This is a genomic window from Pseudomonas agarici, from assembly GCF_001543125.1.
Lineage (GTDB): Bacteria > Pseudomonadota > Gammaproteobacteria > Pseudomonadales > Pseudomonadaceae > Aquipseudomonas > Aquipseudomonas agarici.
On sequence record NZ_CP014135.1, the window covers coordinates 4841469 to 4863328 of the forward strand.

The 21860-nt window shown below is 59.2% G+C and carries 18 protein-coding genes and 2 pseudogenes; 11 read left to right on the top strand and 9 right to left on the bottom strand.

Annotation, left to right across the window (positions count from 1 at the left end; genetic code table 11):
• Positions 1–278 (bottom strand): transposase (locus AWM79_RS21180; protein ID WP_167375439.1); only part of this gene is annotated, 278 nt, incomplete at its 3' end.
• Positions 279–646: 368 nt separating this feature from the next.
• Here AWM79_RS21180 and AWM79_RS21185 point away from each other — a divergent pair.
• The 3 genes from AWM79_RS21185 to AWM79_RS21195 all read left to right on the top strand — a co-directional run bounded on the left by AWM79_RS21185 (position 647) and on the right by AWM79_RS21195 (position 4183).
• On the top strand, positions 647–1666 hold the full coding sequence (locus tag AWM79_RS21185) for an MraY family glycosyltransferase (protein WP_017133936.1): 1020 nt from the start codon (positions 647–649) through the stop codon (positions 1664–1666).
• Positions 1667–1743: 77 nt separating this feature from the next.
• The gene (locus tag AWM79_RS21190) at positions 1744–3738 is read left to right on the top strand and encodes a polysaccharide biosynthesis protein (RefSeq protein ID WP_017133937.1); all 1995 of its coding nucleotides are present in this window, start codon (positions 1744–1746) and stop codon (positions 3736–3738) included.
• Between the two features lie 112 nt (positions 3739–3850).
• Complete coding sequence (locus AWM79_RS21195) at positions 3851–4183, top strand: ComEA family DNA-binding protein (protein ID WP_017133938.1); 333 nt, start codon at positions 3851–3853, stop codon at positions 4181–4183.
• A gap of 80 nt (positions 4184–4263) precedes the next feature.
• Here the strand turns inward: AWM79_RS21195 and AWM79_RS21200 are convergent, their stop codons facing one another.
• Positions 4264–4824: a TetR/AcrR family transcriptional regulator gene (locus AWM79_RS21200; RefSeq protein ID WP_060783726.1), complete on the bottom strand. Its 561-nt coding sequence runs from the start codon at positions 4822–4824 to the stop codon at positions 4264–4266.
• Positions 4825–4987: 163 nt separating this feature from the next.
• Between AWM79_RS21200 and AWM79_RS25775 the strand changes: the two are divergent.
• A pseudogene (locus AWM79_RS25775) lies at positions 4988–5146 on the top strand (GntR family transcriptional regulator); the annotation flags it as partial.
• A gap of 389 nt (positions 5147–5535) precedes the next feature.
• Here AWM79_RS25775 and AWM79_RS24615 read toward each other — a convergent pair.
• Positions 5536–5703, bottom strand: a complete 168-nt coding sequence (locus tag AWM79_RS24615) for a DUF2897 family protein (protein ID WP_017133940.1) — start codon at positions 5701–5703, stop codon at positions 5536–5538.
• Between the two features lie 298 nt (positions 5704–6001).
• Here AWM79_RS24615 and pyrF point away from each other — a divergent pair, with 298 nt between their 5' ends.
• The gene (pyrF, locus tag AWM79_RS21205) at positions 6002–6700 is read left to right on the top strand and encodes an orotidine-5'-phosphate decarboxylase (protein ID WP_017133941.1); all 699 of its coding nucleotides are present in this window, start codon (positions 6002–6004) and stop codon (positions 6698–6700) included.
• A 115-nt stretch (positions 6701–6815) separates the two neighbouring features.
• On the opposite strand, the gene AWM79_RS21210 is transcribed toward pyrF, so the two are convergent.
• Positions 6816–7820, bottom strand: a complete 1005-nt coding sequence (locus AWM79_RS21210) for an NADP-dependent oxidoreductase (RefSeq protein ID WP_017133942.1) — start codon at positions 7818–7820, stop codon at positions 6816–6818.
• Positions 7821–8068: 248 nt separating this feature from the next.
• On the opposite strand from AWM79_RS21210, the gene AWM79_RS21215 reads away from it, so the two are divergent.
• The 4 genes and pseudogenes from AWM79_RS21215 (at position 8069) to AWM79_RS26145 (ending at position 12586) form a co-directional block, all read left to right on the top strand.
• Entirely contained in the window at positions 8069–8830 is a 762-nt protein-coding gene (locus AWM79_RS21215) for an SDR family oxidoreductase (RefSeq protein WP_060783727.1), read from the top strand.
• A gap of 249 nt (positions 8831–9079) precedes the next feature.
• Positions 9080–10504 (top strand): aminotransferase-like domain-containing protein, encoded by a 1425-nt coding sequence (locus AWM79_RS21220; RefSeq protein ID WP_060783728.1) that lies wholly within the window; start codon positions 9080–9082, stop codon positions 10502–10504.
• A 996-nt stretch (positions 10505–11500) separates the two neighbouring features.
• Positions 11501–11725: pseudogene (locus tag AWM79_RS26140) on the top strand (HAMP domain-containing protein); the annotation flags it as partial.
• Entirely contained in the window at positions 11723–12586 is an 864-nt protein-coding gene (locus AWM79_RS26145) for a methyl-accepting chemotaxis protein (RefSeq protein WP_425262061.1), read from the top strand. The pseudogene AWM79_RS26140 and the gene AWM79_RS26145, both read left to right, overlap by 3 nt.
• Positions 12587–12623: 37 nt before the next feature.
• Here AWM79_RS26145 and AWM79_RS21230 read toward each other — a convergent pair whose 3' ends face one another.
• A complete protein-coding gene (locus AWM79_RS21230) occupies positions 12624–13814 on the bottom strand; it encodes a benzoate/H(+) symporter BenE family transporter (protein WP_017133947.1) in 1191 nt (396 codons plus the stop codon).
• A 230-nt stretch (positions 13815–14044) separates the two neighbouring features.
• Here AWM79_RS21230 and AWM79_RS21235 point away from each other — a divergent pair, with 230 nt between their 5' ends.
• Positions 14045–14809, top strand: a complete 765-nt coding sequence (locus AWM79_RS21235; protein WP_060783730.1) for a GntR family transcriptional regulator — start codon at positions 14045–14047, stop codon at positions 14807–14809.
• A 91-nt stretch (positions 14810–14900) separates the two neighbouring features.
• On the opposite strand, the gene guaD is transcribed toward AWM79_RS21235, so the two are convergent.
• The 4 genes from guaD to xdhA are packed head-to-tail and all read right to left on the bottom strand — an operon-like array spanning position 14901 to position 20921.
• Positions 14901–16205, bottom strand: a complete 1305-nt coding sequence (gene guaD / locus AWM79_RS21240; protein WP_060783731.1) for a guanine deaminase — start codon at positions 16203–16205, stop codon at positions 14901–14903.
• A 22-nt stretch (positions 16206–16227) separates the two neighbouring features.
• Entirely contained in the window at positions 16228–17067 is an 840-nt protein-coding gene (gene xdhC / locus AWM79_RS21245; protein WP_017133950.1) for a xanthine dehydrogenase accessory protein XdhC, read from the bottom strand.
• 7 nt (positions 17068–17074) lie between these two features.
• Entirely contained in the window at positions 17075–19474 is a 2400-nt protein-coding gene (xdhB, locus tag AWM79_RS21250; RefSeq protein ID WP_060783732.1) for a xanthine dehydrogenase molybdopterin binding subunit, read from the bottom strand.
• Positions 19467–20921: a xanthine dehydrogenase small subunit gene (xdhA, locus tag AWM79_RS21255; RefSeq protein WP_017133952.1), complete on the bottom strand. Its 1455-nt coding sequence runs from the start codon at positions 20919–20921 to the stop codon at positions 19467–19469. Before xdhA ends, xdhB begins: the two co-directional genes overlap by 8 nt.
• A 279-nt stretch (positions 20922–21200) precedes the next feature.
• Here xdhA and AWM79_RS21260 point away from each other — a divergent pair, with 279 nt between their 5' ends.
• Positions 21201–21860 carry a GntR family transcriptional regulator gene (locus AWM79_RS21260; protein ID WP_017133953.1) on the top strand — a complete coding sequence of 220 codons (660 nt, stop codon included), beginning with the start codon at positions 21201–21203 and terminating at the stop codon, positions 21858–21860.

Here is a 21860-nt window from a genome sequence, read left to right on the forward strand (position 1 = left end):
GTGCCGGGGAGGCGGTTTTTTAGGACATCGTTGTCCATCTTGAGCTGCCGGTTCTCTTGCTCCAACTGCCGAATACGCTGCTGCTCAGGTGTCAACGGCTTACCGATCCCGGCTTGCCCCAACTGCTCCGATTCATACTGTTGGACCCAGCGTCGAACCGCCGAATCGACCAGATTGAGATCCCGGCAGACCTGTGAAACGGCCAACCCCTGGTCCGTGATCATTTTCACGACTTGCAGCTTGAAGCTGTCGTCGAATGTCCTGCGTTTGTCGGTCATGAAAAACTCCTCGATAGATATATTTTCCACCTATCGGGGTGTCCGGGGAAATTAAACCACTACAAACCACTGCAGATCTCATTGATTCTCTCAAGTCCGAGCTTGAGCGGCTGACCGCTGCGAATCTCAATGACAATTCGGTTTCCTACCTCGCCCCTTTAAGCTGAGCAATACAGACTTGCCTTGAGACTCAATTACGGCAAGGCTGGAGTCATCACCTAGCCGCAGAGATGAGGCCGACCGCGAGCTTCCAGCAGACAGATCCCGACGCACCATCGCAATGTTGCGTAGAATAGTGGATTGAGTTCGCAGGCTTCATTCTTTATCTTGGCTTGCTTGTGGCCAGCGTTTCAGGAATTTTGAACTAGATGATGATTTTGCTGTTGTGTGCGTTCGTACTGGTCTCCTCATTAATGTTGACCGGCATGTTACGCCGATATGCGCTAGCGCGTAGTTTGATAGATGTTCCCAATGGGCGTAGCTCTCATTCTGTTGCGACGCCTCGTGGTGGCGGTGTGGCGATTGTGCTTGGTTTCTTGATTGCGCTGTCGGTTTTAGCCTGGATAGGCATACTGCCATGGTCAGTGTTCTGGGCGCTTTTTGTGGCCGGCAGTGCTGTCGCAATAGTGGGTTTTCTCGATGATCATGGGCATATAGCCGCCCGTTGGCGTCTATTGGCTCATTTTCTCGCCTCTTTTTGGATGCTGTTTTGTTTGGGCGGTATGCCGGCTATCAATTTCTTCGGGGCAGAGGTGAGTTTGGGATGGCTGGGTCACATCCTGGCCGCCTTTTACTTGGTGTGGATGCTCAACCTCTATAATTTCATGGATGGAATTGACGGGATTGCCAGTGTTGAAGCTATTTTCGTCTGTTTCGGTGCCTGTCTAGTCTATAAAATTGCTGGATACGAAGGTTTGGTCTGGGCTCCGTTGTGTTTGGCACTGGCCGTTGCCGGTTTTCTTTATTGGAATTTTCCCCCTGCGCGAATTTTTATGGGGGATGTCGGTAGTGGTTTTCTAGGCATCATGATGGGAGGTCTTTCTCTCCACGCCGCTTGGCATGCGCCTCATCTGCTGTGGGTATGGTTGATTTTTCTGGGAGTGTTTATCGTGGATGCGACTTTTACGCTTGGACGGCGGTTGCTTCGTGGAGACAAGGTTTACGAGGCTCACCGCAGCCACGCCTATCAATTTGCCTCGCGTCAGGCCGGTCGTCATTTACCCGTCACGCTGGTGGTGCTCGGGATCAATGTCGTTTGGTTATTGCCTATCGGTTTGTGTGTCGGCCTGTCTGTATTGGATGGTTTTACTGGATTAGTGTTGGCTTACGCCCCTTTGGTGCCTCTCGCCGTCCGATTTCATGCCGGTGAGTTGGAGAAGGTTGTTTAAACTGTCATGGTCAGGGACGCGACTAAGTGATGGTTGATTCAGGGGGAGGTATTTTGCAGGCAAGCTACAGAGGGATTATGGATAAGATACGAGCCTATTTGGTAGGTCTTCCGCGTCGAAAAAAGCGCTTTTTGCAGGTGGTAACCGATACCGTCATGGTCTGGTTGGCGCTGTGGATGGCGTTTGTTGTTCGCCTGGGGATAGATGATTTGATCAATCCATTTACCCAGCATCGCTGGCTATTTATTGTAGCTCCGATTGTTGCGATTCCTCTTTTCATTCGATTTGGCCTTTATCGGGCCGTGATGCGTTATTTCGGCAATGATGCGCTGATTGCTATTATCAAGGCAGTAAGCCTGTCCTCGCTGATCCTGGGCGTGGTGGTCTATCTCTATAGTAATCACCAGACTGTCGTTCCTCGGTCCATCATGTTCAACTATTGGTGGTTGAGTTTGATCATGGTGGGCGGCCTGCGCTTGGCAATGCGTCAGTACTTTTTAGGGGATTGGTTCGAGGCCGCTCAGCATATGCCCTTTGCCAGCCGTGATAATGGCTTGCCCAAGGTTGCAGTGTATGGGGCCGGCGCTGCTGGCAATCAGCTAGTCGCTGCATTGCGCATGGGGCGTGCGATGCAGCCCGTTGCCTTTATTGACGATGACAGCAGCATTGCCGATCGCTGTATTTCAGGGTTACAGGTCTACAAGCCCAGGCATATCCAGCAGATGATCGATGCCACGGGAGCCCAGGAAATTCTACTGGCGATTCCTTCCTCTTCCCGGGGCCGGCGCCGTGAGATTCTCGGCCTGCTGGAGGGCTATCCTTTGCATGTGCGTAGCGTGCCCGGTTTCATGGATCTGGCAAGCGGGCGAGTCAAGGTTGATGATATTCAGGAAGTCGATATCGCCGACCTGCTCGGGCGCGATGCCGTGCCAGCACAGGCTGAATTGCTCGAGCATTGTATCAAGGGGCGGTCGGTGCTCGTAACCGGGGCCGGCGGCTCCATTGGTTCGGAGTTGTGCCGGCAGATTCTTGCCTTGCGCCCAACAACGCTTCTGCTCTTCGAGCACAGTGAGTTCAATCTCTACAGTATTTTGTCGGAGCTCGAACGACGCGTGGCCCTTGAATCGCTGTCCGTGCGCTTGCTGCCGATCCTTGGGTCGGTGCGTAATCCAGACAAATTGCTGGCAATCATGAAAACCTGGCGTGTGGAAACGGTCTATCATGCGGCGGCCTATAAGCATGTTCCCATGGTGGAGCACAATATTGCCGAGGGTGTGCTCAATAATGTGATCGGTACGCTGAACACCGCTCAAGCAGCATTGCGGGCGGGCGTGGTGAACTTCGTGCTTATTTCCACCGACAAGGCCGTGCGTCCGACCAATGTCATGGGCAGCACCAAGCGACTGGCCGAGATGATCCTCCAAGCCCTCAGTCGTGAGTTGGCGCCGGTGCTCTTTGGTGATTCGAGCAAAGTATCGTGCGTCAACAAGACCCGCTTTACCATGGTTCGATTTGGCAATGTGCTGGGTTCGTCGGGTTCGGTTATTCCGCTGTTCCACAAGCAGATCAAAGCGGGAGGGCCTCTGACGGTGACTCACCCGAAGATCACACGTTACTTCATGACTATCCCTGAAGCGGCCCAGTTGGTTATCCAGGCCGGCTCGATGGGGCAGGGTGGCGATGTGTTTGTCCTGGACATGGGGGAACCGGTCAGAATTGTCGAGCTGGCTGAAAAGATGATTCATCTTTCCGGCCTGAGTATTCGCTCCGACAGGAACCCTCATGGTGATATAGCTATCGAGTTTTCCGGCTTGCGGCCTGGAGAAAAGCTTTACGAAGAGCTACTGATCGGTGACAACGTGGCGATGACCCAGCATCCGATGATCATGACCGCCAGTGAAGATCTGCTTTCTTGGGAGACACTCAAGTTGCGTCTGTCCGAATTGCTTGTGGCTGTCGAGAGTGATGATTACGCGCGTGTACGTCAGTTATTGCGTGATACTGTCAGTGGGTATGCTCCGGACGGCGAGATAGTGGACTGGATCCATCAGCAACGACATATGGACTCCTGAAGCTACACACCCGGTAACGGCGCTACTTTTGACAAGGCTCCAGCAGCATCTACGTTTAAAAAGCAGCTTCGGAAAAGCTGCTTTTCTCTTACGATGCCATGGAGTGTCACCTATGCGTACAGGTTTTTTCCCCTCTCTATTGTTAACCGTTCTGCTCGGTGCCGCTGGCGCCATCAGCGCTGCGCCGGTTACGCAAGCCAGTCAACAAGCCACACCCACCAACCAGGCAACGCTTTCCACAAAGGCTGGCAAGGTCAACCTCAACACCGCCGATGCCGAAACCATCCAGCGCGAACTCTCGGGTATTGGCGAAGCCAAGGCCCAGGCCATCGTCGCCTATCGGGAGGCGAACGGACCTTTCTCCTCGGTGGACGAGCTGCTTGAGGTCAGGGGAATCGGTAAGGCAATTCTCGACAAGAACCGCGACCAGTTGGGGATCAACTGACAGCAGTGATCTAGTGTTCGAGACCGGTCCAGGGATCGGTCTCTTTTCCTTCGGCGGTTCTGCTTGGGCGGGTGCAAGCCTTACTCCACCTGATCCTTCAGATGCGCCTTGGTCACGTCCAGAATCTTTTGCGCCAACTCCGCATCTTCCACACTGCGCGACAGCACTAGTGCCCCGACCAGCGTCGCCAGCATCACGATACTTTGATCCTGTGCATCCGGTCCGCCGCCTAGCGCATCTTCGACTTGCTTGAGTCGAGACTCGATTACTGTATCGGTCGTCGAGCTCGGTGCTCCACGTTGTCCCAACTCCGAGCACATGGTCGGCAACGGGCATCCGTGTTCAGGCGTTGTCAGGTGCCACTCGGACAGGTAACTGTCGATAAATGCCTGCACCGGCCTGTCCTGGCTGAACAACATGTCACAGTGCACATCAAGTTCCGCCGCAGCTTCTTGCAGGGCCTTTTCGACCAGTTCGTCCTTGGATTTGAAGTGCGCGTAGAAGCCGCCATGGGTCAAGCCCAGGGCTTTCATCAAAGGTTGCAAGCCGCTGGTGCCGATACCATCGCGGCGAAAGCGGGCTGCCGCCTCCTTGATAATGCGCTCATGGGTCTGAGCTTTGTGATCTTGTGAATAGCGCACGGCCGAATCTCCAAATCTATAGCCAATGATAACTATGACTTGTCGAGGAATCGCCACTTTTTTTTCTGTCTATTTCAACATTATTCAACGTTAGATTGAAAGGTTTGGCATGAATAGTGGGCTTTCCTTGATTGATGATCGTTGAACAATCCCGGATGTCACGATGAACATACAACTTTCCCTTGCCGATCAGATCACTTAGGAACGACGGACAGATATTATCGGAGAGTGTCTGTTGCCAGGGATGTGGCTGGTTGAAAGCGATCTGGTCAGCAGCTGCAACGTTTCGCGCAATACTATTTGCGAGGCGCTTGCCCGTGTATACAAACTATCCCGCAGCCTAGTGGCCTGTGTGGTTAGTTCTATGAGTCAATTTCGGCGCCCTAAATCCCTGGCTTGCGTTGCTGTTACTCGCCATAGCCCGGCTATGACTCGTCACAGCGCCTTAGCCATGAACTTATGGCATCCGAACTTGAGCTAACGAACTCACCGTACAGGCCACTAGTCGGGTCAGCAAAGGTTCGGTCCTGCAGGTGGGTGACTTCAACGTCTGGAATGTCAACGATCCGCATGAGCGGCGGTGGGCCGCGAATTATCGGCTGGAAGCGGTGCTGCTCGAAGGTTGCGGCCAACCCGAGCGTGCAGGCTATATAAGGTCAGCCTGGCTTGCATATCGCCCGGGCGGCGTGGGAGTGAGCGTAGCGCGCGATTTCAGCGATCTTGCGCGTCCTTGGCATCAGCCTCCGCGTTGCGCTGCTGGACGCGTTTGCGCTGCTCGTCGGTGAGCTCCACTTTGGTGGCGGTGTCGCGCAGCATCATCAGGCCGCCGACGATGGAGCCGACGGCAATCACGATGATTAACCAGGCATACCAGGGCATAAGGTTCTCCTTGATGGGCCGACCCCGCACGAGCGGTTCGTGCGGGAGGCCGGTCCTTGCCATTTTGAGTCATGGGATTTCTCTGCGATTCAATTGTAAGCTTGTTCTACCCCGATAGCTCTTACAACCCGGTCAGCCGCGCAGGCACGGGTGTGGCGGACGTACCGGTGACCGGAGTGGGCGCTAGCTGGGGGGGCTTTATGGCACAGGGTCGGCACATTTGCCGATCACCGGGTCCCGATCAGCCTCGGCTTGCGCTACAATCCGCGCCGATTTCGACTTGCCTGAGAGCCCATTCATGTCCGCCTGCCAGACGCCTATCATCGTCGCCTTGGATTACCCCACCCGTGACGCCGCCCTGAAGCTGGCCGATCAGTTGGACCCGAAACTGTGCCGGGTCAAAGTCGGCAAGGAACTGTTCACCAGTTGCGCTTCGGAAATTGTCGGAACCCTGCGCGACAAGGGTTTCGAAGTGTTCCTGGACCTCAAGTTCCACGACATTCCCAACACCACCGCGATGGCGGTCAAGGCGGCCGCGCAAATGGGCGTCTGGATGGTCAACGTCCATTGCTCCGGTGGCCTGCGCATGATGGCCGCCTGTCGTGATGTGCTCGACCAGTTCAGCGGCCCGAAACCGTTGCTGATCGGCGTGACCGTGCTGACCAGCATGGAGCGTGAAGACCTGGCGGGTATCGGCCTGGATGTCGAGCCACAGGTGCAGGTACTGCGCTTGGCGGCCCTGGCCGAGAAGGCCGGGCTCGATGGCCTGGTGTGTTCGGCGCTGGAAGCCACGGCCCTGAAGAGTGCGCATCCGGGCCTGCAACTGGTGACTCCGGGGATTCGTCCGGCAGGCAGCGCCCAGGATGATCAACGGCGGATTCTGACGCCACTCCAGGCGCTGGAAGCCGGTTCCGACTACTTGGTGATCGGTCGGCCAATCAGCCAGGCGGCGAACCCGGCCCAGGCCCTCGCGGCGGTGGTGGCCGAGCTGGCCTGATCTTGCAGGTGTGGGAGCGGGGCTGGTCGGGACGAGGAGCCTCGCTTAGAGAGGGAGAGCCGTCACTGAGATGCGGCTAAGCTTCGCTTCCACACCTCAGTGACGAGCGATCCGTTCAGACCTTCAATACCAGCTTGCCGAAGTTCTCGCCGCTGAACAATTTCATCAGCGTCTCGGGGAAGGTCTGCAGGCCTTCGACGATATCCTCTTTGCTCTTGAGCAGTCCTTTGGCCATCCAGCCGGCCATTTCCTGTCCGGCGGCAGCGAAACGTGGCGCATAATCCAGGACTACGAAACCTTCCATGCGTGCGCGATTAACCAGCAGCGCCAGGTAGTTGGCTGGGCCCTTGACGGCTTCCTTGTTGTTGTACTGGCTGATGGCGCCGCAGATCACTATGCGAGCCTTGAGGTTCAGACGGGTCAGCACCGCATCGAGGATATCGCCGCCGACATTGTCGAAATACACATCGACACCCTTAGGGCACTCGCGTTTCAGGCCGGCCTGAACGTCTTCGTTCTTGTAGTCGATGACGCCGTCGAAGCCCAGTTCCTCGATCAGGTAGCGGCACTTCTCGCCTCCCCCGGCAATCCCGACCACATGGCAGCCCTTGAGCTTGGCAATCTGTCCGGCAATGCTGCCCACGGCTCCGGCAGCTGCGGAAATCACCACGGTTTCACCGGCTTTCGGCGCACCGACATCGAGCAAGGCGAAGTAGGCGGTCATCCCGGTCATGCCCAGTGCCGACAAATAGCGTGGCAGTGGCGCCAGTTTCGGATCGACCTTGTAGAAACCTCGCGGCTCGCCGAGGAAATAATCCTGCACGCCCAGCGCACCGTTGACGTAGTCACCGACCGCAAATCCTGGGTTGTTCGAGGCAATCACCTCGCCGACCCCCAGCGCGCGCATCACCTCGCCCAGGCCCACCGGTGGGATATAGGACTTGCCTTCGTTCATCCAGCCGCGCATGGCGGGGTCCAGGGACAGGTATTGGTTGCGGACCAGGATCTGGTTCGTTCCCGGTTTGCCCACCGGGACTTCCTGGTAGGTGAAGGTGTCTCGGGTCGCCGCTCCGGCTGGGCGTTTGGCCAGCAGGAATTGACGATTGTTCTGGGCGGGCATGGCAGGCACTCGAAACGATCAATGAAGCCTAGTAGATAGACCCTGATCGGCACCCCGGCAAGTTTTGCCTGCCTGGCGAATACGTGGCGATCCATTTCGATGATGATGCTTACCATTGTTATCACCGCAGCTTATCAAGGCGGTGCATGAGGCGATAACCGGCCTTGCGATACTGCTGCTGCACGGAGTCGTACAGGCCACTAGACTCGGCCCAGGCGATCATTCAGGTATTCAGCGAGGAGATAACCATGAGTATGACGTTTTCCGGCCAGGTGGCCCTGGTGACCGGCGCAGCCGCAGGAATTGGTCGGGCAACCGCCGTGGCTTTCGCCGCCGAAGGCTTGAAAGTGGTGGTGGCCGACCTGGATGTGGTGGGGGGCGAGGGGACCGTCGAACTGATTCGTGCCGCCGGTGGCACTGCGATCTTCGTGCGCTGCAATGTGACCCAGGAAGCCGATGTGCAGAAGCTCCTTGAGCAGACTATCGACGTCTATGGCCGGGTCGACTACGCCTTTAACAATGCCGGGATCGAGATCGAAAAGGGCAGGCTGGCTGATGGCACTCTGGACGAATTCGACGCGATCATGGGGGTTAATGTCAAAGGGGTCTGGTTGTGCATGAAATACCAGTTGCCATTGATGCTGGCCCAGGGCGGCGGCGCGATCGTCAATACGGCATCGATTGCCGGTCTTGGTGCCGCGCCGAAAATGAGTATCTATGCCGCTTCCAAGCACGCGGTGATCGGTTTGACCAAATCGGCGGCGATTGAATACGCGAAGAAGAAAATCCGTGTCAACGCGGTATGCCCGGCGGTGATCGACACCGACATGTTTCGTCGCGCCTATGAGGCCGATCCGAAGAAAGGCGAGTTTGCCGCGGCGATGCACCCGGTCGGACGTATCGGCAAGGTCGAGGAGATTGCCAACGCGGTGCTCTACCTGTGCAGTGACGGTGCGGCGTTCACCACCGGCCACGCCCTGGCGGTCGACGGTGGCGCCACCGCCATTTGATCTGTCGTGCTGTTCGCCGCTGCCTGTAGTTCCCCGGTAAAAGAACCCGCCAGTGCGAGTTTTTTTATGTCCGGCAGTGTGGCGCATACCGTCGGTAGATTCGTTGGTGCCTGTCAGTCGAGCGCTGCAGGCCACGGTGTACGGGGCTTGAAGAGGCACGCGAGGAGGCTTTTTGTGCAAGCTGAGGTACGGGGCTTTTGTGTTTAACTGTTTAACTAGAAATAACCGTGCTTTGGAGCGTTACACACAATGGATCTGGAAATTGATCGGCAGGCACCGGTGCCCGTCGTGCAGCAAATCGTCACCGCGATTGTCGAATGGACCCGGCTGAATCGGGCCTGTCCAGGGACGCGTTTGCCGTCGGTGCGGCAGTTGGCCAAGGAAAACTCTCTCAGCCAGGCCAATGTGACAGAGGCTTATGAGCGCCTGGTCATGCAGGGCGTGCTGGCCTCACGCAATGGTTCGGTATTTATTGTCGCCGACAGCGGCGCGGCATCCTGTCAGGGCGCCGAGCAAGAGTGGTACGAGGGGCTGGAAGCGCAGTGGGGAGCGTTCAGCGAGCATCCGCTGGGGGAATTGAAACTGGGTTGTGGCTGGATTCCCCAGGGTTGGCGCGAGAGCGACGATATCGGTTATGCAGTGCGTGAAATCAGTCGTACCCAGATGCAAGGCCTGTTCCACTACAGCACCCCATTGGGCTTGCCCGCCTTGCGCCAGCAATTGCACAAGTGCCTGACACAAAAAGGCATTCAATCCAGCGATGGCGAGGTCCTGACCACTCTGGGAATCACCCAGGGCCTCGACCTGCTGGTGCGCACGCTGCTCAAGCCGGGGGATTGTGTGGTAGTCGAGACCCCGGGTTATGGCAATCTCTACAAACTCCTGGGCTTGCAGGGCATCGAATTGCTCGAAGTGCCCAGAACGCGCACGGGGCCTGACATCGAGGTGCTGCGCACGCACTTGCATCAACATCGCCCGAAATGCCTGTTCGTCAACAGCCTCTATCACAATCCGACGGGCAGCAGCCTGACCCTTGCGGTCGCCATGCAGTTGTTGCAGTTGGCGCAGTCCGAGGATTTCCTGATTGTCGAGGATGGCGTCTTCAGCGATCTGCAGAGTGGCCCAGGGGTGCAGTTGGCGGCGCTGGACTCCCAGCAGCGGGTCATTTACCTCGGCGGTTTCTCGAAGACCCTGAGTAGTTCGTTGAAGGTCGGATTTATCCGCGCTCACGCCGGGCTTATCCGGCGCCTGGCCGAGGTGAAGATGATTACCAGCCTGGGGGCTTCGCGATTTGCCGAGTGCGTTGTGGCCACACTGCTGGCCAACGGTGCCTATCGCAAACTGGTGCAGCGCCTTCGCCAGCGGCTGGGCGCGGAAATGGCCATGACGCTGGACCTGCTCGAAGAGACCGGCTGGGAAGTCTTCAGCGAGCCCTCCGGCGGTATGTTCGTTTGGGCGCGCAGTCGGCGTTACAGTCCTACTCAGGTTCGGGCCGGTGCCCACAAACTCGGAGTATTGCTTGCACAGGATGCGGTTTTTACTCCTGAGGGAACTTCCTCGGGTTGGCTGCGGATCAACGTGGCTTATGTGGCGGATCAGCGAGCGCAGAAATTCTTCCGCTTGCTGGGCGATGCCGAATCGACCTCGACCATTCTGAAAGCGACGCGGATGTAGCTTTTGGCCATTATTGCGACGGCAAAGGCTTGTGCTGCACCGATGGTGGTTGCGAATCTGCACGATTCTTGAATGGCTTGTACGCCTTCAGCATTCGAACGGGGATTAAACACCATGATTTCTGCCGTGCAAGGACGTTTTGCCAACCTGGGTATGGCGAAGAAGCTGGGTATCGGTTTTGCCCTGGTATTGCTGCTGACTGCATGGGTAGCGGCAATCGGCGTCTGGTCCTTGCAGGCCATCAGTCTGCGTTTCGACGGACTGAAACAGATGTCCTCGCTCAACAGCAGCCTACTCAAGGTGCGCCTGCTGGAGCAGGACTATGCTCTGCATTCGGACCCCAAGACGGTCGATGCGCTGCGTGAGGGCGCGGATGCTCTGGTGGCACAGGCGCAGGCCCTCAAGGCGCAATCAGTGGCCAACGTCCCGGTGATGACAGATGTCGAGCAGGCCTTGATGGCCTACCGCAAGGCGTTCGACGAGTTTGTCGAGCTGACCCAGGCCAAGGACCTGGCGTTGGAAATGGCCAGTTGGTCAGTGTCTAGCGTGGCCAACAACCTCGATGTGCTGCAGGCCGGCCTGGCCGATGACGGCAGCTATGGGCTCAAGCAAGCCCAGAGCAAGGAGGGCGGTGAACTCATCGAGCAGGCTGGCCAGGTCAGCCACGTTTCGAAGTTGATGTTGCAGGCGATGAACGAGGCGCGGGTGCGTCTTGATCAAAGCCGCAAGGGTGACGAGGAAAACCAGAACCAAGGCAAAATCGAACAGGCGGATCAGGCATTGGCCGAGGTCGAGCAGCTCAAGACTACGGTCAAGGACCCCGGCTACCAGACGGTACTCAATGAGGTCGGTGGCCATATCGCCAGCTTTAGCGAAAAGCTCAGCGAATACACCGCTCTGCTGGAGCGGGAAAAGCAGGTCTACCGGCAATTGAACGAGCGTGCGGCCCAAGTGGTCGAGCGGGTCAATCAGGCCTACGCGGCTGAAGATCAGTCGATGCAAGCCGAGTTGAAAAAGAACTCGATACTGATCATCGGTTCTTCCGCTCTGGCCTTGTTGGTCGGCCTGGTGGCGGCATGGTTAATCACTCGCCTGATTGTCGCACCGCTGCGCAGTGTGATCCGGGTCGCCCAGCAGATTGCCGCTGGAGACCTGACCGGCACGGTGGAGGTCAAGCGCCGCGACGAGATCGGCCAACTGATGCAAGCCATGCAGCAAATGGGGGCCGGCCTGAGCGGTATCGTCAGTGGCTTGCAAGCCGGCATCGAACAGTTGGCGACTTCCGCGCATTCCTTGTCGGCGGTAGCCGAACAGACCAACCTGGAGGTCAGCACCCAGAAGGAGGAAACCGAGCAAGTAGCGACGGCGATGAACCAGATGACCGCCACGGTCCACGATGTGGCGCGCAATGCCGAAGAGGCCGCGCTGGCGGCACAGACCGCCGACGACAAGGTCGACAACGGCCAGCAGGTGGTGCGCCAGAGCATGCAGCGCATCGAGCAACTGGCCGAATCGGCGAATTTGGCTAGTTTGAGTATCGAAAGCTTGAGTGCGGAAATCCAGAATATCGGCACTGTACTCGGTGTGATCAAGAGCGTGGCCGAGCAGACCAATCTGTTGGCGCTCAATGCGGCCATCGAGGCGGCCCGTGCCGGCGAGCAGGGGCGTGGTTTCGCGGTGGTGGCGGACGAAGTGCGGGCGCTGGCCAAGCGTACCCAGCAGTCCACCGAAGAGATCGAGCGGTTGGTTAGTGCCTTGCGCTCAGCCGCGCAGTCGTCGGTGCAGCAGATCCGCAGCAGCGACGAACTGGTCAAGCTGACGGTCAGCGATGCGCTGCAGACTGAAGGCGCCCTGGGCAGCATCGCGACAGCGGTGTCGCTGATCCAGCAGATGAACCAGCAGATTGCCGCGGCCGCCGAAGAGCAAAGTTCGGTGGCGCAGGAGATCAATCGCAGCGTAACCAGCATTCGTGCCAGTGCCGATCAATCGGCGCTGGCGATGCAGGGCAACGCCGCCTCCAGTATCGAACTGGCGCAATTGGGAATGGAACTGAAGGGCATGGTCGGGCATTTCCGCATCTGATTGGTAGAGCGGCGAGCGTGCAGACCGCTCGCTTTCTTCAGGCCGAGCGCCAATTGAGGATCAGCAATGTCAGCACCCCCGCGATAATCCCCCAGAATGCCGAGCCCACCGAAAATAGAGTCAAACCCGACGCGGTGACCATGAAAGTGATCAGCGCCGCTTCGCGTTCCCTGGGTTCGCTCATCGCAATGCTCAGGCCGTTGATGATCGAGCCGAACAGTGCCAATGCCGCAATCGACAGCACCAGTTCCTTGGGCAGCGCGGCGAACAGCGCCGCCAACGTCGCACCGAATGTCCCGGCAATCCCGTAGAAGATCCCGCACCACACTGCTGCGGTATAGCGCTTGCTTTTGTCTTCATGGGCATGGTGCCCGGTGCAGATCGCCGCGCTGATGGCCGCCAGATTGATCCCGTGGGAACCGAACGGTGCCAGCAGCAGCGAAGCGATACCGGTCACACTGATCAGGGGCGAGGCCGGCACGTTGTAACCATCGGCTCGCAACACGGCGATGCCCGGCATGTTTTGCGAGGTCATGGCCACCACGAACAGCGGAAGCCCGATGCTGATGGTTGCCGCTAGCGAGAACGACGGCGTGGTCCAGACCGGTGTCGCCATCTCCAGGTGAAACCCACTGAAATCCAGCAAGCCCAGCCACCCGGAAAGAACGGTGCCGATCAGCAGTGCCGCGAGCACCGCGTAACGCGGCGACAGACGCTTGACCACCAGGTAGGTGACGAACATCCCCAGCACCAGGCTCGTGCGGTGCTGGGCGGCGACGAAGATTTCGCTGCCGATCTTGAACAAAATGCCGGCCAGTAGCGCCGCTGCCAGCGATGAGGGCAGGCGCTTGACCAGACGTTCGAAGCTACCGGTCAGGCCACAGATCGTCACCAGCACCGCGCAAGTGATATAGGCGCCGATCGCTTCGCCATAGGTGACGCCCGACAGGCTGGTGATCAGCAGTGCGGCGCCAGGGGTCGACCAGGCAACCGTCACGGGGGTGCGGTAGCGCAGGGACAGGCCGATACTGCAGATCGCCATGCCGATGGACAGCGCCCAGATCCAGGATGAAATCTGTCCGTTGCTCAGGCCGGCGGCTTGCCCGGCCTGGAACATTAATACCAGAGAACTGGTGTAGCCGGTCATCATCGCAATGAAGCCGGCGACCACGGCACTAGGCGAGGTGTCGGCCAGCGGGCGCAAGCGCGCTTGAGTGATGTCGGTCATGGCGGGGATCCTTGTTCTTGAAAAAGCTGCTTGAAAGCGGGCGTGGATAGCCCTTGCAGCCTAAACGCAAAAGCAGCGGTTGATTGCAATACAGCCGATGCCGCAAATGGCCGTACAGTCGTGTTGGCTACAAGGATTGTGTACAATGTGCGCTGATTTTTCGCGATATTTTCAGCGACCCACTGGGCGGTACAAAGTCCATTCGCCGCCGTTTTCCGACTCGAGTGCCCATGAACGAACAGTCGCATCCCCTCAAGAAGCAACCGCGAGCAGGCAAGGCAGGTCGCGGCGCAACCCAGGACGATATTGTCTACACGCATATTTTCGAGGCTATCCTCGAACAGCGCCTGGCGCCTGGGACCAAATTGAGCGAGGAGTCACTGGGAGAGATTTTCGGGGTCAGCCGGACCATTATTCGCCGTGCGTTATCGCGCCTGGCTCACGAGGGCGTGGTACTGTTGCGACCGAACCGTGGCGCGGTGGTGGCCTGCCCGAGCGTCGAGGAAGCTCGCCAGGTGTTCTTTGCCCGGCGCATGGTGGAGAAGGCAATCACCGAACTGGCGGTGCAATATGCGACGGCTGAGCAACTGGCGCAGTTGCGGCAGATGGTCCACGACGAGCGCGAAAGCTTTTCTCGTGGCGATCGCGGGGCCGGGATCCGCCTGTCCGGCGAATTTCACTTGAAGCTGGCGGAAGCGGCGAAAAATGCGCCGCTGATCAGTTTCCAGCGCAGCCTGGTCTCCCAAACCTCGCTCATTATTGCCCATTATGAAAGCGGTAACCGCTCGCACTGTTCCTACGACGAGCACAGCCAACTGATCGATGCCATCGAGGCACGGGACACGGCCCTGGCCGTGGACCTGATGAAGCACCACATGGACCATATCGACAGCAAGCTTAACCTGGCCGAAGAGAGTGCCTCGGACGATCTGCATGCGGTGTTCTCGCATCTGCTGCTGGCGAAAAAGTCGGGACGGCCAGTGGCAAAGCTATGATCGGCAGTCGCTCTTCGAGCCAAGGATGATCTTGAGTCGAGCAGGGGATTGCGACTAGCCCGCTCGTTACAGTTCAGTGGTGTTCTGTCTCTTATCGTTGGTGCACCAGGTTCCCTGCCGCATAGGTCTGCTTCACCGTCCGGTCATCCCCCAGCGTCATCAACACGAACAGCGTCTCGGCGAGGGTCTTGGCCTGCTTCAGGCGATAGCTGAGCAGCGGCGTGGCGTGGTAGTCCAGCACCAGGAAGTCGGCATCGCTGCCGGCCTGCAGGGTGCCGATCCGTTCCTCCAAGCGCAAGGCCCGGGCGCCGCCGAGGGTTGCCAGGTACAGTGACTTGAACGGACTCAGCCGCGCTCCCTGCAACTGCATGACTTTGTACGCCTCGTTCAGCGTCTGCAGGATCGAGAAGCTGGTGCCGCCGCCAACGTCTGTGCCGATCCCGACATTGAGCTTATGTTTCTCGGCCATTGGCAGATTGAACAGGCCGCTGCCAAGAAAGAGGTTGGAGGTCGGACAGAACGCCACCGCCGAGCCGGTTTGTGCCAGCCGTGCGCACTCGTGGTCGCACAGATGCACGCCATGGGCAAACACCGAGCGTTCTCCCAGCAAGCGATAATGGTCATAGACGTCCAGGTAGCCCGCACGGTCCGGGAACAGCTCCTTGACCCATTGCACTTCCTGCAGGTTTTCACTGATATGGGTTTGCAGGTACAGATCCGAGTATTCGCTCAGCAACTGGCCAGCAAGGGTCAGCTGTTGCGGGGTCGAGGTCGGGGCAAAGCGCGGTGTCACTGCATAGTGCAGGCGACCCTTGCCATGCCAGCGCTCGATCAGCACCTTGCTTTGCAGATAGCTCGATTCGGCGGTATCGGTCAGGTAGTCCGGAGCATTGCGGTCCATCATCACCTTGCCGGCGATCATTCGCAGGTCGAGTTTTTCCGCCGCCTCGAAAAAGGCATTGACCGACTGCGGGTGCACGCTGCCAAACACCAGCGCAGTGGTGGTGCCGTTGCGCAGCAGCTCCTTGATGAAGATGTCCGCGACTTCCTCGGCGTGGGCCGGATCGGCGAACTGGCTTTCGCAGGGGAAGGTGTAGGTGTTCAGCCAGTCGAGCAATTGTTCGCCATAGGCGCCGACCATACCGGTTTGCGGCAGGTGGATATGGGTGTCGATAAAGCCTGGGGTGATCAGCGCATCGGTGTAGTGGCTGATGTCGATATCGGTCGGCTGCGTGGGTAGCAGTTCGCTGGCGTGGCCGATAGCGCTGATCTTGCCGTTCTCGACCACCAGCAGGCCGTCCTCGAAATACTCGTAGGAGGCATCAATGCCGACTTCGGCAGGGTCGGCGATGCTGTGCAGGAGGGCGGCACGGTAGGCTTTGCGGGTCAGGAGCATGGTCTGTCTCAAGGCGTGGCTTTCAATTCATAGCTTTGCGGCCCGAGGCCGGCAGCAGCGTGGCAACGGCTTCGGCACTCGCGGTGTGTTGGCCGAAATTCGCGTTATAGGTGGCGATGACTTCGCCGGCGATGGAGATGGCGATTTCCATGGGTAACTTGCCCTTGATCTCGGCCAGCCCTATCGGGCAACGCATGCGTTGCAGCGCCGCGTCGTCGTAGCCGCGTTCGCGCAGGCGGTGTTCGAACTTCAGCCGCTTGGTCTTCGAACCGATCAGGCCGAAGTAGGCGAAGTCGTTGCGCTTGAGGATCGCGGCACTGAGTTCCAGGTCGAGCGGATGGTGATGGGTCATGACGATGCAATAGCTGCCGGCAGGCAGATGGGCGATTTCCTCCACCGGTTCGTCGCTGACGATCTTGCGCACGCCGCTGGGGATCTGTGGCGCAAACGCCTGCTCCCGCGAGTCAATCCAGCGCACCCGGCAGGGCAGGTTGGCGAGCAGGGGCACCAGGGCGCGACCGACATGGCCGGCGCCGAACACCGCAATCTCAGCCTGGACCTGACCCAGCGGCTCGAACAACAGCACCGCGACCCCGCCGCAGCACTGACCGAGGCTGGCGCCCAGGCTGAAGCGCTGCAAGTGGGTAGTCTGCTGGCCGCTGGCGAGCAGGTCCCGGGCGATCTGCGTGGCCTTGTATTCCAGGTGGCCGCCGCCAATGGTATCGAAAGTGCCGCTGGCGCTGACGAGCATTTTCGAACCGGCGTTGCGCGGCGTCGAGCCGAGCTCCTCGATAAGGGTCACCAGCACGCAGGGTTCACCCTGGTAGCGCAGGTCGGCGAGCGCACTGATCCAGTCGTTCATAGGCACCTCATGGCGAGACCGGTTCGATGTCGCTGGTCACAGGTTGCCTTGCCTTGACCTGGCGCATCTGCTCGCAGCCCCACAACACCCGCTCCGGCGTCGCCGGAGCGTCGATCTTCGGTTGTACCCGATAATCGGCCAGGCTCGCCACCGCATCCTTGAGCGCGCACCACACGGCGATTCCGAGCATGAACGGCGGCTCGCCGACGGCCTTGGAGTGAAACACCGTGTCTTCGGGGTTCTGGCGGTTCTCCACCAGCTTCACCCGCAAGTCCAGTGGTGGGTCCGTCACCGCCGGGATCTTGTAGCTGGCCGGGCCGTTGGTCAGCAGCCTGCCCTTGGCGTCCCACACCAGCTCCTCCATGGTCAGCCAGCCCACGCCCTGGACAAAGCCGCCTTCGACTTGACCCATATCGATGGCCGGGTTCAGCGAAGCACCGACGTCATGCAGGATATCGGTGCGCAGCACCTTGTACTCGCCGGTCAGGGTGTCGACGATCACTTCGGCGCACGCTACGCCATAGGCAAAGTAGTAGAACGGCCGCCCCCGGGCCTGACTGCGGTCGTAGTAGACCTTCGGCGTCTTGTAGAAGCCGCTGCTGGACAGCGACACTTGGGCAAAATACGCCTGCTGGATCAACGCCTCGAAAGTCAGGATCTGCTCGCGAATCCGCACATGGCCGTTGCGGAACTCAACATCTTCCTCGCTGACCTGGTACTGCCGCGAGGCGAACTCCACCAGCCGTTGCTTGATGATCTGTGCGGCATTCTGCGCGGCCTTGCCGTTCAGGTCGGCGCCGCTGGAGGCGGCGGTGGGCGAGGTGTTCGGCACCTTGTCGGTACGGGTGGCGGTGATCTGCACCCGGTGGATTTCCACTTGGAATACCTCGGCTACCACTTGGGCTACCTTGATGTTCAGTCCCTGGCCCATTTCCGTGCCGCCATGGTTCAGGTGGATGCTGCCGTCGGTATAGACATGTACCAACGCGCCGGCCTGGTTGAGAAAGCTGGCGGTAAACGAAATGCCGAACTTCACCGGCGTCAGCGCCAAACCTTTTTTCAGGATCGGGCTGTGGGCGTTGTAGCGGCGAATGGTTTCCCGGCGCTCGGCGTACTGGCTGCTGGTTTCCAGTTCGGCGGTCAGCTCTTCGAGCAGGTTGTGCTCGACGGTTTGATAGTAGTGGGTGATGTTGCGCTCGGTCTTGCCGTAGTAATTGGCCTTGCGCACCGCCAGCGGATCAAGGCCCAGATGACGGGCAATGCTGTCCATTACCTCCTCGATGGCGACCATCCCTTGCGGGCCACCGAAGCCACGGTAGGCGGTGTTCGAGGCCGTGTGGGTCTTGCAGCGATGGCCGTTGACAGTGACGTCGCCCAGGTAATAGGCATTGTCGGCATGGAACATCGCCCGGTCGACAATCGACGCCGAAAGGTCCGGCGAGCAGCCGCAATTACCGGCCAGTTCCAGGTTGATCCCGTGCAAGCGTCCGCTGCTGTCGAAGCCGACGTCATACTCGATATAGAAAGGGTGGCGCTTGCCGGTCATCAGCATGTCCTCGACCCTGGGCAGGCGCATCTTGGTCGGTTGCCCGGTTAGCCGCGCTACCACCGCGCACAGGCACGCCGGGCTGGCGGCCTGGGTTTCCTTGCCGCCGAAGCCACCGCCCATGCGGCGTATGTCGACGACGATCTGGCTCATCGATACATCCAGCACCTCGGCCACCCGTTTCTGCACTTCGCTGGGGTTCTGGGTCGAGCAGTAGACGATCATGCCGCCGTCTTCGGTAGGCATCACCGAGGAGATCTGGGTCTCCAGGTAGAAGTGCTCCTGGCCGCCGATATGCAGGTTGCCCTGGATCCGGTGTTCGGCGCTGGCCAGCGCGCCGGCCGAGTCGCCGCGCTTGTGGCTGTGGCTGTCGAGGACGAAATGTCGCGCGCGCAGGGCTGCGACCACATCCAGCACCGGCTCCAGGTCCTCGTATTCGATGATCGCCGCCATGGCCGCCTTGCGTGCGGTTTCCAGGTCTTTGGCGGCGACGGCGAGCACCGGCTGGCCGACGAACTCGACCTTGTCGATTGCCAGCAGTGGGTCGCCAGGCAGTAGCGGGCCAATATCCTTGAGACCGGGAATGTCCTCGTGGGTAATGACGATACGCACGCCTTCAAAGGCATGACAAGGCGCGGTGTCGACGCGGATGATCCGCGCATGGGCGCGGTCGGACAGGCGCGCATAGACGTGCAACTGATTGGCGAACACCGGGCGGTCATCGATATATACGGCTTCGCCAGCCACATGTTTGTCGGCGCTATCGTGCTTGACGCCGCGTCCGACACCGGTGGTCAGGTCCAGGGCGAACAACTGGGCGAGCTCAGCCGGGTTTTTTTCCATAACGGGATGCTTAGGCATAAGCGGTCACCCGGCTCTCGATATGCGGCGTTTGCAGTTCGATGAAGTATTTGCGCAACAGGTTCTGGGCGCTGAGCAGGCGGTATTCCTTGCTGGCGCGCAGGTCCGACAGCGGTGTGAAATCCTCGGCCAGTGCCTGGCAGGCGTGCTCGATATTAGCAAGGGTCCAGGCAGCGCCCATCAGCGCGGCTTCACAAGCCCTGGCCCGTTTCGGGATCGCCGCCATGCCGCCGAAGGCGATCCGTGCATCGGCGACCACACCGTCTTCGATCCGCAGGTTGAACGCGGCACAGACCGTGGAAATATCGTCGTCCAGGCGCTTGGACACCTTATAGGCGCGGAACTGCCACGCGGCGCTGGCCCTTGGCACGATAATCTTCTCGATGAACTCGCTTGTCTGGCGGACGGTCACCCGGTAGTCGATGAAATAGTCTTCCAGTGCCAGGGTGCGGCTGTCGGTGCCCTTGCGCAGGACCAGTTGCGCCTTCAGCGCGATCAGCAAGGGCGGCGAATCGCCGATGGGCGAGGCGTTGCCGATATTGCCACCGAGGGTACCCTGGTTGCGAATCTGCAGCGAGGCAAAGCGTTGCAGCAGTTCGCCGAAATCCGGGTACTCGGCCTTGAGGGAGGCATAGCAATCCGACAGCGGGGTGGCGGCGCCGATTTCCAGGCGATCGTCGAAGGTCTGGACACGCTTGAGCTCGGCGACATTACCGACATAGATCGTCAACGGCAGGTCGCGGTGGAACTGAGTGACTTCCAGGGCCAGATCGGTGCCGCCGGCCAGCAATCGAGCGTGTGGGTGCGAACCATAGAGCTCGGCCAGCTCGGCGACGGTCAATGGCACCAGGCAGCGTTTGTCGCCGTGGTTTAACTCGCCGGTTTCAGTCGGTGCGATGGCCTTCAGGCGGGCGATGGTCCGGGCCTCACGGGCGTCGAACTGATCGGCGGGCTTGTTGCGGCAGGCCTGTTCGGCAGCGGCGAGGATCGACCGGTAGCCGGTGCAGCGACAGAGGTTGCCGGCCAGGGCTTCGTGGGCCTGGTGGCGGTCGGGGGTTTCGCTGTTCTTCTGCAGGGCGAACAACGACATGACAAAGCCGGGCGTGCAGAAGCCGCACTGCGAGCCGTGGCACTCGACCATGGCCTTCTGCACGCTGTGTAACTGGCCTTGGTGCTTGAGGTCCTCGACACTGATCAGTTGCTTGCCGTGCAGCGAAGAAACGAAGGCCAGGCAAGAGTTGAGGCTGCGATAGCGAATCTGTTCGGCACCCGAATCGTCCGTGTGCAGCTCGCCGACCACCACGGTGCAGGCACCGCAATCGCCGCTGGCGCAGCCTTCCTTGGTACCGCACTTGCCCAGATGCTCGCGCAGGTAGTTGAGCACCGTCAGGTTCGGGTCCAGGGTGTGCTCGCTACGGAGTTCCTGGTTAAGTAAAAACTGGATCACGGAAGGCCTCGCAGACTCATTATTGTTATTGACCCTTGAGGCTGAATCTAGTAGTGCTTGACTTTTAGGTCAACAAGGATTTGACCTGTGGGTCAGGAAATTTCGCCCTCTAGGAAACCTCCCGTCAATTCACAGGCTGTTCCGGCCAACCGGGGGGATGAGTGGCAGGAGCCCTAGGTGTATTGCCTGTCAAATTTGCCCCATTGGGCACTGCGCTATCATGTACCAATTGCGTTACACTGCGCCGCTGGCTCTGATCAAAGATTTTGAAGGAAAACCATGACGTTCAAGGCGCCGGATAGCCTCGCCGAGCAAATTGCTCACCACCTCGCCGAACGTATCATTCGCGGCGAACTCAAACCCGGCGAGCGCATCCAGGAACAGAAAGTCACGCTGGCGCTCAATGTCAGTCGCGGCTCGGTACGCGAGGCTTTGTTGATTCTCGAGCGCCGCCATCTGATCGCCATTCTGCCGCGACGGGGTGCCCACGTCACCGAACTCACCGCCCACAAGGTGCAGAGCCTGTGTACCCTGATGAGCGAGCTATATATCCTGCTCGGCAATGCCGTTGCCCAGCGCTGGAAAGTGCAGAGCGACTTGGCGCCGTTTCTGCTATTGCAGCAGCGCCTGAGCGCCAGCTACGAACGCCAGGACATCCGCACCTTCGTCGAAGACAGCTTCAACGTGATGCGCGCGGCGTATCCGTTTGCCGACAACCCGTACCTGCAGGAAACCGTCGAGAACCTGCAACCAGCCATGAGCCGTGCCTATTACCTGGCGTTGGAGCAGCGCCAGGCGGAAATGAGCGAATACCTGGAGTTGTTCGCGCAACTGCTGGCTGCGGTGATCGCCCGTGACCTGCCGCTGATCCGCGAGGTCCTGGCCAGTTACTCCCAGCTCAGTTGTGACATCGTGCTGTCTGCCCTGGCGGTCGATTAA